At 62.1% G+C, this 12,179-nt stretch carries 13 protein-coding genes and 2 pseudogenes; 8 read left to right on the top strand and 7 right to left on the bottom strand.

Annotated elements, in window-relative coordinates; genetic code table 11:
- Positions 1 to 180: 180 nt before the first annotated feature.
- Both AC1DIN_RS09750 and AC1DIN_RS09745 read right to left on the bottom strand, forming a co-directional pair.
- Positions 181 to 258 (bottom strand): annotated as a pseudogene (locus AC1DIN_RS09750) (IS5/IS1182 family transposase); the annotation flags it as partial.
- A 140-nt stretch (positions 259 to 398) separates the two neighbouring features.
- Positions 399 to 1,871: a DUF2252 domain-containing protein gene (locus AC1DIN_RS09745; protein WP_476809601.1), complete on the bottom strand. Its 1,473-nt coding sequence runs from the start codon at positions 1,869 to 1,871 to the stop codon at positions 399 to 401.
- A 310-nt stretch (positions 1,872 to 2,181) separates the two neighbouring features.
- Here AC1DIN_RS09745 and AC1DIN_RS09740 point away from each other — a divergent pair, with 310 nt between their 5' ends.
- Entirely contained in the window at positions 2,182 to 2,388 is a 207-nt protein-coding gene (locus AC1DIN_RS09740; RefSeq protein WP_441469281.1) for a DUF3311 domain-containing protein, read from the top strand.
- Positions 2,389 to 2,439: 51 nt separating this feature from the next.
- Positions 2,440 to 3,987: a monocarboxylate uptake permease MctP gene (gene mctP / locus AC1DIN_RS09735; protein WP_476809600.1), complete on the top strand. Its 1,548-nt coding sequence runs from the start codon at positions 2,440 to 2,442 to the stop codon at positions 3,985 to 3,987.
- 124 nt (positions 3,988 to 4,111) lie between these two features.
- Here the strand turns inward: mctP and AC1DIN_RS09730 are convergent, their stop codons facing one another.
- The 5 genes from AC1DIN_RS09730 to AC1DIN_RS09710 form a co-directional block, all read right to left on the bottom strand.
- On the bottom strand, positions 4,112 to 4,867 hold the full coding sequence (locus AC1DIN_RS09730) for an anti-sigma factor family protein (protein ID WP_476809599.1): 756 nt from the start codon (positions 4,865 to 4,867) through the stop codon (positions 4,112 to 4,114).
- A 41-nt stretch (positions 4,868 to 4,908) separates the two neighbouring features.
- Positions 4,909 to 5,439: a sigma-70 family RNA polymerase sigma factor gene (locus tag AC1DIN_RS09725; RefSeq protein ID WP_476809598.1), complete on the bottom strand. Its 531-nt coding sequence runs from the start codon at positions 5,437 to 5,439 to the stop codon at positions 4,909 to 4,911.
- Positions 5,440 to 5,486: 47 nt separating this feature from the next.
- The gene (locus AC1DIN_RS09720) at positions 5,487 to 5,831 is read right to left on the bottom strand and encodes a cupredoxin domain-containing protein (RefSeq protein ID WP_476809597.1); all 345 of its coding nucleotides are present in this window, start codon (positions 5,829 to 5,831) and stop codon (positions 5,487 to 5,489) included.
- Positions 5,832 to 5,860: 29 nt separating this feature from the next.
- A complete protein-coding gene (locus AC1DIN_RS09715; protein ID WP_476809596.1) occupies positions 5,861 to 6,814 on the bottom strand; it encodes a metallophosphoesterase family protein in 954 nt (317 codons plus the stop codon).
- 504 nt (positions 6,815 to 7,318) lie between these two features.
- Positions 7,319 to 7,999, bottom strand: a complete 681-nt coding sequence (locus AC1DIN_RS09710) for a hypothetical protein (protein ID WP_476809595.1) — start codon at positions 7,997 to 7,999, stop codon at positions 7,319 to 7,321.
- 419 nt (positions 8,000 to 8,418) lie between these two features.
- On the opposite strand from AC1DIN_RS09710, the pseudogene AC1DIN_RS09705 reads away from it, so the two are divergent.
- The 6 genes and pseudogenes from AC1DIN_RS09705 to AC1DIN_RS09680 all read left to right on the top strand — a co-directional run.
- Positions 8,419 to 8,673 (top strand): annotated as a pseudogene (locus AC1DIN_RS09705) (Arm DNA-binding domain-containing protein); the annotation flags it as partial.
- 9 nt (positions 8,674 to 8,682) lie between these two features.
- On the top strand, positions 8,683 to 9,642 hold the full coding sequence (locus AC1DIN_RS09700) for a tyrosine-type recombinase/integrase (RefSeq protein WP_476809747.1): 960 nt from the start codon (positions 8,683 to 8,685) through the stop codon (positions 9,640 to 9,642).
- The gene (locus AC1DIN_RS09695; RefSeq protein WP_476809594.1) at positions 9,639 to 10,409 is read left to right on the top strand and encodes a hypothetical protein; all 771 of its coding nucleotides are present in this window, start codon (positions 9,639 to 9,641) and stop codon (positions 10,407 to 10,409) included. Before AC1DIN_RS09700 ends, AC1DIN_RS09695 begins: the two co-directional genes overlap by 4 nt.
- Positions 10,410 to 10,523: 114 nt before the next feature.
- The gene (locus AC1DIN_RS09690) at positions 10,524 to 10,718 is read left to right on the top strand and encodes a hypothetical protein (protein ID WP_476809593.1); all 195 of its coding nucleotides are present in this window, start codon (positions 10,524 to 10,526) and stop codon (positions 10,716 to 10,718) included.
- Between the two features lie 262 nt (positions 10,719 to 10,980).
- Positions 10,981 to 11,766: a hypothetical protein gene (locus AC1DIN_RS09685; protein ID WP_476809592.1), complete on the top strand. Its 786-nt coding sequence runs from the start codon at positions 10,981 to 10,983 to the stop codon at positions 11,764 to 11,766.
- Positions 11,759 to 12,166: a hypothetical protein gene (locus tag AC1DIN_RS09680; protein WP_476809591.1), complete on the top strand. Its 408-nt coding sequence runs from the start codon at positions 11,759 to 11,761 to the stop codon at positions 12,164 to 12,166. The genes AC1DIN_RS09685 and AC1DIN_RS09680 overlap by 8 nt, the downstream gene beginning before the upstream one ends.
- The last annotated feature ends 13 nt before the right edge of the window (positions 12,167 to 12,179 follow it).

Genomic DNA, 12,179 nt, shown 5'->3' with positions numbered 1-12,179 from the left:
GTCGCAGGGGCCGTTTCGCGCTGAGCGCTGGCCGGGAGGTGTCGTCCTCGACACATTTCGTAACAATGGCCACGGCAAAAGCCCGACCCGCATAGTCGGCGCTGTGCGCTTTAGCTGCGATTGGCCTTTTTGGCCGCGCTCAACTCTCCCAGTTCGGTAAAGGGCGCAAAGGGGCCACTGCCCGCGCGGCTCGTTGGGCAACAGCGGCGACAGGATCGACCATTCGTGGTCGGCGAGTTCGTAGCGACGGCGCGTCATCAAGCCCCCATCGGAAGCCTTGAATCACGCAACAGCCTAAAACCCAAAAGGACCTATGAGTTTACGGCCTAGGGGACGGCGCCCGCGATGCGCTCGACAACAAGTGATCGCCCGCGCCCGGGCCGAGGCTGCTCCTTCGGTCAGTACCTGCCGGATGCCCGCGTCTCCGCATGGCGAGTTGGCTGACCGGCGCGACCGGAAACGGAAGCTTTCGGTCCAGCTTTGACCGTTGGTTTCTCCATCGTCTTGCCGGAGCCCTTGGCGGCAACGAGCGCCGCATGGTCCTGCGTGGTCTGCGCCGCATAGACCATTGCGAAGGACGTCACGGCCTCGTCGAATATCCCGGACCCGCCCATGTAGCCCGCGATGGCTGCCGCATCGCCGGAGCGGACATGCGCGCGCGCTAGCGTTCGGCCGCACAATTCTGCATATGCCGTCAGGGCTTGGCCCTCGACCACTTCGGCGATCGATCCCAGACGGCGGTTCTTGAGTTGCCGGACGTAGAACTGGCGCCCGCTGGCACTGTCGTCCGCCCACCCCAGGAACACATCACTCGCCGCCTGCAGCATGCGCTGGCCTTCCACCACACGCTGCCCCTGATGGGGCTGCGCCGGGCTCCTACCCTTCGTCAGCCGCGTGAGCACGGACGCCTGAGCCTCCTTGACCTGCAGGAACAGCGGCTCATCGTCCGCTGTCATGAACAGGCCCACCACGCAGAAGGTACCGACGCTGCCGACACCGACGACCTTGAAGGCGAGGTCCCGCAGGCCGTAGCGCGTAACCAGCACGCGGCGCTCCGGCGGCAAGGTCTCGCGGTAATGACGAAAGACCTTGTCGGCCTGCAGCGTTCGCGTGCCGTCGTGTTCCTCGGGAAGATGGTAGATCAGGGGCGGCCGATCCTCGATGCGCCAGGAGCCGTCGGCGGTGGCTTCGAGATGGGGAAAGTTGTCATCCTGCTGCGGGTTGTTCCGCGCTTTGGCGAGGAGGCCCTGCACATGCCGGCGCAGCGCCGGATCATCGATCCGCGCCAGTTCCTGCCCGAGTTCCGTGCGCGCCTGCCAAGCCTCTATCGGAGCGAGCTTGGCAAGCCTGCGCAGCCGGCGGCGGTAGGCCGCGACCGTCGCGGTGACAGTGAGACGGGCGGCCTTCTTGGAAAATCCGGCGTCGAGCGCCGCTACGGCGATACTCGCGGCCAGGCGCTTGAGGTCGACGGAGAAGTCGATGCCCGGCAGCGTTTCGTCGAAGTCGTTGATGTCGAAGAGGATATTCTCCTCGGGGGTGGCGAAGACGCCGAAGTTCATCAGATGGCAGTCGCCGCAGGCCTGCACGTCCAGACCGGCCGATGGGAGATCTGCAAGATCCGCCGCCATCACGGCCGCCGCACCGCGCAGAAAGGCGAATGGATTCTGCATCATGCGCTCGTAGCGAATGGGCAGAAGCTCCGGAATGCGGCTGCCATCGGTCTCGGCGAGAATGGAGACCGCGTCGCCGCCGTCGCGAAGCGACCATTGAGCATGGCTCTCGCGCGGAACCTTGCTGCGCAGGGCCTTGCCGGCGGCGTAGCGCTCGGCACGGGACAGGAGGAGTGGCTTGCTCGGTTGATGTCGTGCCATCGGTGACCTCGATCCTGACGTTTCGGCCCGCACGGCTTTCTCGTCAACGGGCCCGCCCCTGCCGGCGATATCCCGCGATCCGGCTTCGCATTCCGGCATCCCATGGAGAAAGGTGAGACGCCTCGCGCTGGTTCGTCAAATGACGCAACCGTGATCGCAAAACACTCGTTGCTCGGACACTGGCCAATTCCGAAACACACAAGTATCGGCCTTCGCAGTGGTACGTATTCGGAAAGCCATTGCCAGGCCCCGCCCAAGAGGAGCATAATTTTCATTCTGACCCAAAGGCGCGATGTCGGGAGGGCTMGGAATGAACGGCACCGGAGAAAGACGGGGAAGATGGAGCTGGTGGTACCTGCTCTTCGTCATCCAGTTCGTCGCGGTCCTCTGGCCGCCCTTCTACAACCGGGCTGAGCCCGCCTGGGCGGGCATACCGTTCTTCTATTGGTACCAGATGCTCTGGGTGCTGATCGGGGCCGCCCTCACCGCCATCGTCTACTTTGCGGCAAAGGATTAGCTCGCCTCACCAGACCTTGCGCCTGAGGACGACGAGTTCGGGGAGCGTGTCATGCAGAACGTGAACTGGACCGCCACCATCGTGTTCGTGGCATTGTTCGGCTTCATTACATGGCTTGGCTTCGCCGCCGCCAACTGGCGCAAGGGAGATCTCGATCTCTTGCACGAATGGGGCCTTGGCGGCCGCAGATTCGGCACCTGGGTCACCTGGTTCCTGATCGGCGGCGACCTTTATACCGCCTATACCTTCATCGCCGTGCCGGCCCTCGCCTTCGGTGCCGGCGCGGTGGCATTCTTCGCCGTACCCTACACGATCGTCATCTATCCGATCCTGTTCCTCGTTTTTCCCAGGCTCTGGCACGTCTGCCACAGGCACGGCTACATCACCGCCGGCGACTTCGTCCGTGGCCGCTTCGGCAACCGCTGGCTGGCACTCGCCGTGACCATCACCGGCATCGTCGCGACCATGCCCTATATCGCGCTGCAGCTCGTCGGCATCCAGGTGGTGATCGGCGCGCTCGGCATTTCCGGCACCGGCCTTGCCGCGGACCTGCCGCTGATCATCGCCTTCCTCATCCTGGCGGCCTTCACCTATTCGAGCGGCCTGCGCGCGCCGGCCTCGATCGCGATCGTCAAGGACATCCTGATCTATGTCACCGCCTTCACCGCGATCATCGCCATCCCGATCCAGCTCGGCGGCTTTGCCAAGATCTTTTCCGCCGTGCCGGACGCGAAGATCCTGCTCGAGACGCCGGCTCCGGGCACGACAGGTGCCTACAGCACTTACGCGACGCTCGCCCTCGGATCAGCTCTCGCGCTGTTCCTTTACCCGCATTCCATGACCGGCATCCTCAGCGCCAGCAGTGGCCAGGCCGTCCGGCGCAACGCGGCCATGCTGCCTGCCTACTCCTTCCTGCTGGGTCTTTTGGCGCTGTTCGGCTTCTTCGCGATCGCCGCCGGCGTCCGCACCATGCCGGAATATGCGGCGGGGTTTGCCGAGTTCGGCAATAATTTCGCGGTGCCCGCGCTATTCCTGCACAGCTTCCCGTCCTGGTTCGTCGGCGTCGCCTTCGCCGCCGTCGGCATCGGGGCACTGGTTCCGGCGGCGATCATGTCAATCGCCGCCGCCAACCTCTACACCCGCAACATCCACCGGGAATTCATCAACCAGAACCCCACCGATCGGCAGGAAGCGCAGATGGCGAAATGGGTCTCGCTGATCGTCAAGCTCGGCGCGCTCATCTTCATCCTGTTCGTGCCGACGCAATACGCCATCCAGTTGCAGCTGCTCGGCGGCATCTGGATCATCCAGACGCTGCCGGCGGTGATGCTCGGCGTCTACACGCGCTGGTTCGACTCCTGGGCCCTGCTGATCGGCTGGCTCGCCGGGATCGTCGCGGGGACGCTGATGGCCATCGCGTCCAATCTCACGCCCACCTATCCACTCAGCTTCGGCGGCCATGTCTTCCCAGGCTATACCGCCGTCTACACGCTCGTGCTCAACCTCGCCATCGCCGTCGTGTTGACCTTGGTCTTCCGGGCGTTGAGGGCACATTCAGTCCCTGCCGACGAGACGATTGCCGCCGACTACTACGCCTGATGTTCTCGCGGCCCGACCCGAACTTCACGAGCACGGCATGCGCAACCGCAGGCCGTGTGGGCCTCCGCACCGGAACTTGCAAGGGAGTCGCCCCGCCGGCCTTCCAGGCACGAAGACGCGCGCATCAGCCCGCTGCAGCCGCGGCCCGGAAGCGGCTGACGAAGTCTTCGAGCGTGGCGCGATCCGTATCCGAGATGGCCCAATAGGAGAAAGCGCCGTCGGTCCAGCGGAGCAGCGAAAAGCCGCCGGCGGAACGCTCCGCCGCGGCCGGCATCGCTGCGCTTCCGCTGTCCTGCGGCGCGGCCACGAGGGTGATCAGATGCTCACGGTGCTTGTAGACGAGAGCCGGCACCGGCTTGTCCCCGATCACTTCGACACGGCCGCCCAGGAGCGAAAAGCCGTCCTTCGCCAGGTCCGGCGCAGCGGGCGACAGGCCAATCCGGGCGTCGAGCCAGGGCTTGACCGTGTGCCGGTCCGACGAGGCGATATCCACCGGGCTTGCGGCGAGCAGGCTGCGGCGATGACTGCTGGCGATCGCCGCCGCAACGCTGTCGGGCGCACCACGTGTCATCCACCATTGGGTCGCCCCACTCGCCAGAACCGCGGCGAGGAGGATCGACGCCGCCATGGCGCGCCAGCCGAACGAGCCGAGGCGGGGAATTTCCGGCTGCTCCGCTTCTCCGCGACGAACGCCAAGCGCCGCGATGCGAGCCTGGAATGCCTCGCTGATGTCGGGCCGAGGCAATCTGCGAATGGCAGCCTGCGCCGCGGCGATACGGGCGTGCTCGGCCGCCAGCGCCAGATCGTCTGCCAGGCGCCGCTCCAGCGCCAAGCTCGTGGCCGCATCGAGTTCGCCATCAACCAGAGCGTGGAGCAGCAACCGAAGATCCGCAGGTTCCAGCGGCAATCCCATGGCTTCCTTCATCGGTTGACCCCAAGTTCCGAGATCAGCAGCCCGCGCGCCCGCGACAGGCGCGACATCACCGTGCCCAGCGGCACATCGAGCATGGCAGCGATCTCCCGGTAGCTGAGGCCGTTGATGTCCCGCAGCACCAGAACCTCGCGGAAACAGTGCGGCAGCATGGCGATCGCCGCTTCCAGCGCCGCCGCGTCCGCCTTGGCAATCAAGGCCGCCTCCGGCGTGTCGACGCCTGTTTCGGCGCAGGCCCCAAGGGCGTCGAGATCGGCAAGGTCGCCAACGGCAACAATGCGACGTGGGTGGTTTCGCGCGAGCCAGGCGTAGGACACATTGCGCACGATCGTCAGCAGCCAGGCTCGCGCATTGCCGCCCGCATAGCCTGCCAGCCCCTTATGCGCCTTCAGGCAGGCCTCCTGCACCACGTCCTCGGCGTCATCGGCATTGCCGGTCAGCCAGCGGGCGAGCGCCAAGGCATCGGAGAGATGGGGCAGGACCACCTCGCCAAAGCGTTCCGCCGAGGCTTTGTCGCTCAACACCGCGGCATCGTCCGGTTCTCCGGGAACGGCTCGCCCGGCCACTCTCACGGGGTGACGGTGATGGTACCCTGCATATGCGGATGAAGCGCGCAAAAATAGGGAAAATCGCCGGTTTTCGTGAAGGTGAAGGCGTAGGCATCGCCCGTGTCGAGCGCCTTGGACCGAAACGAACCATCGTTTGCAACGACGAGATGGGGAATGTCGTCATCATTCTCGAAGGTCACGGCCGTCCCGACCTTCACCGTGAGGGTCTTGGGGGCAAAGGTGAAGTTCTCGATCTTGACATGGGCGGCATCGGCGCCCCGAAGCGGGTTCTGCGTCAAGACGATGAGGCCGAGACCGACGAGCGCGGAGGCAAGCCGTCGAGCACTGAGGCCTGTGCGGATCATGGGAGGCGTCCTTGTTTGCGCCACGGGGGTCAGCTTCCCGCGAGCGTGCTGTCGATGATCGCGAGTTCCTCCTTGCCCCGCTTCACTGCGACATTGGTGATGCCGAGGAGATTGCGCAGCTGGCCGGGAGGCACGGTCATCGGCCCGGGCGATGGTGCGGTGCCGGGCGCCGGCTGCGGGAAGGCGGTCGAGAGGGCCGTGTGGAAGGTGACGTTGCCCTCCACCTTCTGCATGATCTGATGGATATGGCCGTTGAGCACGGTGACCGAGCCGAAGCGCTTGAGCAGAGCAAGCGCCTGCGACGCATCGTCGGTGCCCCAGCCCCATTCCGGGTAGACCGCCCAAAGCGGAATATGGGCGAAGACGACGACGGGCGTGGAGGCACTGACAGCCTTCAGATCGTCGGCCAGCCAGGCGAGTTGCTCTGCCCCCAGATTGCCGAGGCCTCCGGCCTTGAGGTTCACGACATTGACCAGGCCGACGAAGTGCACGCCATTCTGGTCGAAGGAATACCAGCCGCCCCCCCGTGTGCCGGCGCCGTAGCGGTCGAGGTAGGCGCGCCCGTTGTTCTCATCGATGACATCATGCTCGCCGGGCACATAGTGCACGTCGAACCCGGCGCCGCCGATGACCTGCGCGGCGGTGTCGAACTGCGAAGCCGTCGACAGATGGGTGATGTCCCCGGTGTGGATCATGAAGGACGGCTTTTCGGGCAGCGCCCGAACCTTGCCGATCGCCTCCTTCAATGTGTCGATGGCATATGGATTGGCGGCCTTGTCGAAGCCGATATGGCTGTCCGAGATTTGCAGAAACGTGAAGCCGGTGGATGCCCCTTCAGCCGCGCTGGCCTCGCCAAGTAGGCCGAGCGATACGGGCACACCGCTCGAAACCGTCCAGAGAATGCCGGTGCCCGCCCAGATCATGCACTCGAGCGCATGCCGGCGGTCGATAGGTTCGCCATTGCTGTCGCGATGATGGGTCATGTCGGTCTCCTGCAATGCCGCCGATGGCAGATGCTGAGAAGACCGGGAGAGAAGCGGGTTTATTCCCGTCCCCGCCGCGCCGGACGTTCACAGGGGCGTGATGGCATAAGGTCGGGGGATTGTACCGCGCGTCCGTGCATTCCTGCCAATGGGCGCGACGTCCATACAGGTGGCGCTCGCCTGGCTGTTGCGGTGGGCTCAGAGCATTCTTCCAGCGCTGAATGCGAGCGAACGACGGGCTGGATTGTTGTTGCGTATTGTTTGCCCGGTCACACCGGCGAGGCAGCGACGCGCGCTCGCGCCATCGCGACCGGGCTGAGCACGCCTATGCGCACGACGCGCATCACCAAGGCTCCAGCGGAATCTCTGCCTGGCTGAGCCTTGGTGTCCGGTGAGGGCTTCGATCGCCCAGCTACGACTACTCCGGCTTTCGGGCTTCCTGCACAGCCGGGACCCTACTGGCGGCGAAAGCAGCCGTCGACGCTTCAAGCGGTCCGATACGGACTAGTTGATCGACTTGATGCTGCCAAAAATGGCATCGAGCGCTTTGCCGTGTGTCTCGCGTTCCTTGTCATTGCCCCACACCGTAAGCATCATCACCCGATTGTTGGTGGCCGGCATCAGGATCAGGTCGACAGTCGTCGGGCCGTTTTCGTCGGCCGTCCGGAACTGGAACACGGTTGAGTCGATGCCATTGATCTTCATGTCGGCCTTGATCGGATCGACAGCTTTGATCTTGTTGTCGCGCATCCATTTCTGGGTGTCGGACAGCATCTTGTCGATTTGACGTGCGTTTGCTGATTCAATGGACAAGAAGATTGCTTCGTCATCGGGCCGAGCCTGAAAGCCGAATTCGATCTCCTCGGTCGACCAATCATCCGGCAGAGCGATTGTGATCGTAGGATTTTTGGCCGGAACCGCGAAATTCTTGGCGAAGGCTGGAAATGCAAGGAGGCCAAGCGCCAAGGCGCCCGCGGCAATACGAGTGAAGAACATCGGGAACGATCTCTTGCGCCAAGTCAAGAAGATGGCCTGCAGCGCGCAGCCCGAATACCGAGAATGAACGACCTTACGCAATGGGAAGCCGCGAAGAAATTTAATGTCCGGCCAGGCATCAACGGAATAACGAAAGTGGCATCCCGACGAAGCCCAAATGCATGCAGGCCAGGGCAACGATGACGCCATGGGCGCGTATCTCCGCGCCCCCACTGCGCCCGGATCGAGGATCGACGCGGCACAGAGGCCCCAGCGGAATTGCCGCCTGCATCAGTCATCGATTGCAGCCGAGGGCCTCGCCCGCGCGCGCTTGCGGAGTTCTGGCTTGTTTCAGCCCGACCTCAACCGCGTACGATCTTGGGGCAAATGCAGCGATAATGGCGGCCGCACAGAAGCGATTCCAAAACTATCGCCCACTTAACGGAAAACCTTGGTGGAGCTGAGGTCCACTGAATGTTTGTCCGCAGGTGATCGCGGTTATCCGTAAACGGCCACAAAACCCCTAGATTCTAATGGCTTATAGTGTATGCGTTTTCGCAGCCCTTCGCTGCGGATCGCGGCGCGCCGTATTAATCCGGCGCTCCAACTAGGGCCGGGACTAGGGCCGAATGGTACGAGTTATTGGCAAATTGAGCGCTAGGGGTGTTGCGGCCCTTAGCAAGACTGGCCGTCATAGCGACGGCGGGGGCCTGTACCTCTCGATCTCGACGGACGGAAGACGCCGCTGGGTTTTCTTCTTCGCAAAAGGCGGGAAGCAGAGAGAGATGGGCCTAGGCCCCGCTCGAGACGTGACTCTCGCTAGGGCCCGGGATCTTGCCGCCGAATGCCGTGCCCATTTAGCAGAAGGTCGGGATCCGATTGAAGCACGGAAAGTGCAACGCGAACGCGACAAGCCCGCTCCGACCTTCGGTGAGGCTGCCGATGCCCTACTTAGAGAAATCGAGAAAGATTGGACAAACGAAAAGCACCGTTATCAGTGGAAGCGCGCACTGGAGGTCGAAGCGAAGTCACTGCGCGAGATGCCGGTTAACGAGATCGAGGTCGAGCATGTACTGAAGGTACTGCGTCCGATCTGGCGAGAGAAACCCGAGACAGCCTCTCGTATCCGTAACCGGATTGAGCGCGTGCTCGATGCGTCCGCGGCTCTTGGCCATCGCTCCAGGGAAAACCCGGCCCGTTGGCGCGGCAACTTGGACTCGTTGCTGGGCAAGCGTGAGCGCCTCACCCGAGGGCACCACAAGGCGGTGGCGATCGACGATACCCCCTCTTTTGTGGAGCAGTTGCGCAACCGCTCCGCTATGGCCGCACTCGCCTTAGAATTCACGATTCTAACCGCCGCTCGTACCGGCGAGGTCATCGGCGCGACATGGAGTGAAATCGATCGGGCAAAGAAGCTTTGGCGTGTACCGCCAGAACGGATGAAAATGGGAAAGCCGCACGAGGTCCCCCTTTCAGGGCGCGCAATCGAGATTCTCGACTCCGTGATCGGCGGTCGCACCTTGGAGGCGAGCGATCCCATTTTTCACGGCCAGCGGAATTCTGAGCCGATGAGCAACATGAGCATGGCAATGCTAATGCGGCGAATGCAGGTCGATGCCACACCACACGGCTTTCGCTCGACCTTTCGCGACTGGGCAGGCGACCGCACGAATTTCCCTCGGGATATCATCGAGCATGCGTTGGCGCACCAAGTCGGTGATGGCACCGAACAGGCCTATCGCAGGAGTTCGGCGCTCGAGAAGCGTCGCAAGTTGATGGAGGCATGGGCTCGCTATATTGGCGGCCCATCGGGCCACCGCACCACCCTTCACGCTGGGAGGGCGTGCTCGTGACCAAGCCAATTCCCAGTTCACAGATCAAGATCAGCGATGCAGTCGATCAAATTATCGCAGTTGAATTCCCTAAACGTTACCAATATCTACAGCATCTCATGGCCAATGAACAAAGCCTAGCAATTGATGATTTGGAAAAAGAACATCATATTCGTGCAATATTAGATTTTCAAAACAATCTAAAAAATGACGCAAGAAAACTGCTACGACAGTGGCTACGCGACGGTAAAATTCGCGCCTTTCATTCAGACCCACGGCTCGGTGGCGATGTAGAGATCCATCCTTCGGCATGGGGATTGGCTATTACGGATGCTGCGATCAAGGACGGCGATTATGCGGCAGACGGAGACGTTAGATTTGCTGGACCGGTAGGGTTGCACTACGGTGATGTTCTCGAAATTTTAATAGGGGGTGATCAGGATTGTGCGGTGGTTGCCAAGTCGACTGCTTTGAGCTTTTCAGAAGCTGCTAAGCCAAATGCCGCTGACCTAGCGACACGCGTCACCCATCAGGCGGATAAAGGTCTTGGCGGCCCCGCGGATACGCCGACCGATCTTACAAACGCGGTGCTCAGCGCGAAGGTTCGCACGCGGGCAGACATCAAAAGCGCATTAACGGCAATTTACGGACCGGACGTTAAGCTGTGGAGTGCTCGCAAGGGTAAAGCTAACCCGGTCTATAAGTGGCTTGAGGATCGGAATTTGAAAGTGCCGGGGGACCTGCCGCGCACAATCCGACACATCATAAGCCCCGAAAAGAAAAAGTGAATTTCCGGCATTTCGATCTGCCGAAGTGCCAGATTGATGTGCCCATCTGCCGACGGCTCTCTGTTCCACGGATCGCAGCAACCCGCTGCCGACCGCTCAAAAACGGAGCAGACCATGCCAAAGACGGCCTATCGCATTAAACAACTCGCCGAGGCCGGCCCCTTCAAGAAGACCTTCATCTTTGACGCCATCGCGAAAGGAAAGCTGACAGCTCGCAAGGCTGGCGCAGCTACCGTGGTGCTTGCCGAAGATTGGGATGCATTTCTCGCCAATCTGCCGAAGGCAGGCTCGCCGGGGAAGGCGTCTTAATGGCCCAGAAGCGGCAGAGGCTCGTAACCGTCATCACCGGTTACGAGCCTCGCAGAATTGATCAGGTTTGGCCGCCGATCAACTCCGACCTTGCCCCCCTCCTCGCACAATTGCAAGCCATCTCGCCCGCCGAGAGAATTACGCTGCGGGTTGCAGCTATGAGTTGCTCAGCCGACCGCCACCCTCGAGTTCGGATGATCCACCCACGGTTTGCTAACAGTTGTTCAACTCCGAGACGAAGCGGTTCGGGGAGGCACAGCTGATGGCTCAGTTTGGCTTCTTCGCGGTGGATCGCAGCATCTGGGGTCACCACTTACTTAGACGGCAGCGCTTCAACGAGCACGCTGCATACCTCTGGCTACTAAGCTCCGCGTCATATGCGGCTCGCCGCGTAATGGTGGGATCGCAGTCCGTAGAACTTGAGCGTGGCCAGCTTTCGCACTCATCCAGGTACCTCGCATCCATCTGGCAGTGGCCGGAGGCCACGGTCCGACGGTTTCTCAAGCGTTTGCAAAACGGCGCAGCGATCGACGTTGATAACGACGCCGGGGTGACGCGCATAACTATCTGCAACTACGACGAATATCAGCGCGTCACCAAGCGGCAAGCCCGATCTGACGACGCATCATCTGACGCAGAAGCGACGCAGCAGCGACGCAAAATAGAAAACAAGGAAACAAGGGAAGATTCCTCAGAGACTACGTCTCTTCGGAATATGCGCGCAGCGCGTTCGTCAAGGCGTGACAACCGACAGCGCGTTCTGGCTGCTTTTGAGGGAGTGTTGGTCGCTGACCGCGCAGCAGCGGTCGTCGAGCATCGATTGCTGCTCGGAAAGCCCCTTACCCTCCACGCCGCGCTTCTGCTTTCTCGCAGCTTTTCAGCAGCCGCAGATCCAAATTCGGCTGCCGACGAGATGATCGAGCGCGGATGGTTGGCATGGAGACCCGACCGGCGCCGCGACAGTGTCGAACCGAACTGGCCATCAAACCGCCGCTCACCCGTCGAGGGGCTCGACAAGCTCGAATGTAGGCTGTCACGCGATGCATAATCTACCAGCCTCACAGGCTGAGGCCTTCAACGCCTTGCGGCTGCTGTTCACTGCCTTCCCCATCGAGCGCAGCCATGGGAGCAATGCCGCGGCAGCCTATTTGATTGCAGTCGAAGGCTATTCGCTGCTGGCAATCAAGAGCGCTGTCAAACGTCTGATCCGCGGAGAGTTCGACTGGTTCAACGGTCAATATGCTCCGACAACCGCTCAAGTTTCTCGCGCCTGTCGCCATTGCGAGGATTTGATTGCACCGCCGCGGCAGCGCTTGCTGCCGGCGCCTGGCGATAGCCGCGACGACAGCCCTGCGGCGGTCGCTCAGCGCCAATCCGTGGTGGAACGGTGCCGGTTGAACCGGTTCGATTGGAAACGGACGGCGGATAGCAAACCCCTCAGCCCTTAATCCCATTCATTCC

The organism is Allobosea sp. 05T438 (assembly GCF_056396025.1).
Note: the sequence above shows the minus strand (reverse complement) of the source record. Positions and strands in the feature narration are given on the sequence as shown.

Bases quoted from the DNA above. Each gene is read 5' to 3' on its own strand.
- mctP (WP_476809600.1), top strand. From the start codon at position 2,440: ATGCAGAACGTGAACTGGACCGCCACCATCGTGTTCGTGGCATTGTTC.
- AC1DIN_RS09715 (WP_476809596.1), bottom strand. From the start codon at position 6,814: ATGACCCATCATCGCGACAGCAATGGCGAACCTATCGACCGCCGGCAT.
- AC1DIN_RS09710 (WP_476809595.1), bottom strand. From the start codon at position 7,999: ATGGCGTCATCGTTGCCCTGGCCTGCATGCATTTGGGCTTCGTCGGGA.
- AC1DIN_RS09690 (WP_476809593.1), top strand. From the start codon at position 10,524: ATGCCAAAGACGGCCTATCGCATTAAACAACTCGCCGAGGCCGGCCCC.
- AC1DIN_RS09740 (WP_441469281.1), top strand. From the start codon at position 2,182: ATGAACGGCACCGGAGAAAGACGGGGAAGATGGAGCTGGTGGTACCTG.
- AC1DIN_RS09720 (WP_476809597.1), bottom strand. From the start codon at position 5,831: ATGATCCGCACAGGCCTCAGTGCTCGACGGCTTGCCTCCGCGCTCGTC.
- AC1DIN_RS09685 (WP_476809592.1), top strand. From the start codon at position 10,981: ATGGCTCAGTTTGGCTTCTTCGCGGTGGATCGCAGCATCTGGGGTCAC.
- AC1DIN_RS09680 (WP_476809591.1), top strand. From the start codon at position 11,759: ATGCATAATCTACCAGCCTCACAGGCTGAGGCCTTCAACGCCTTGCGG.
- AC1DIN_RS09745 (WP_476809601.1), bottom strand. From the start codon at position 1,871: ATGGCACGACATCAACCGAGCAAGCCACTCCTCCTGTCCCGTGCCGAG.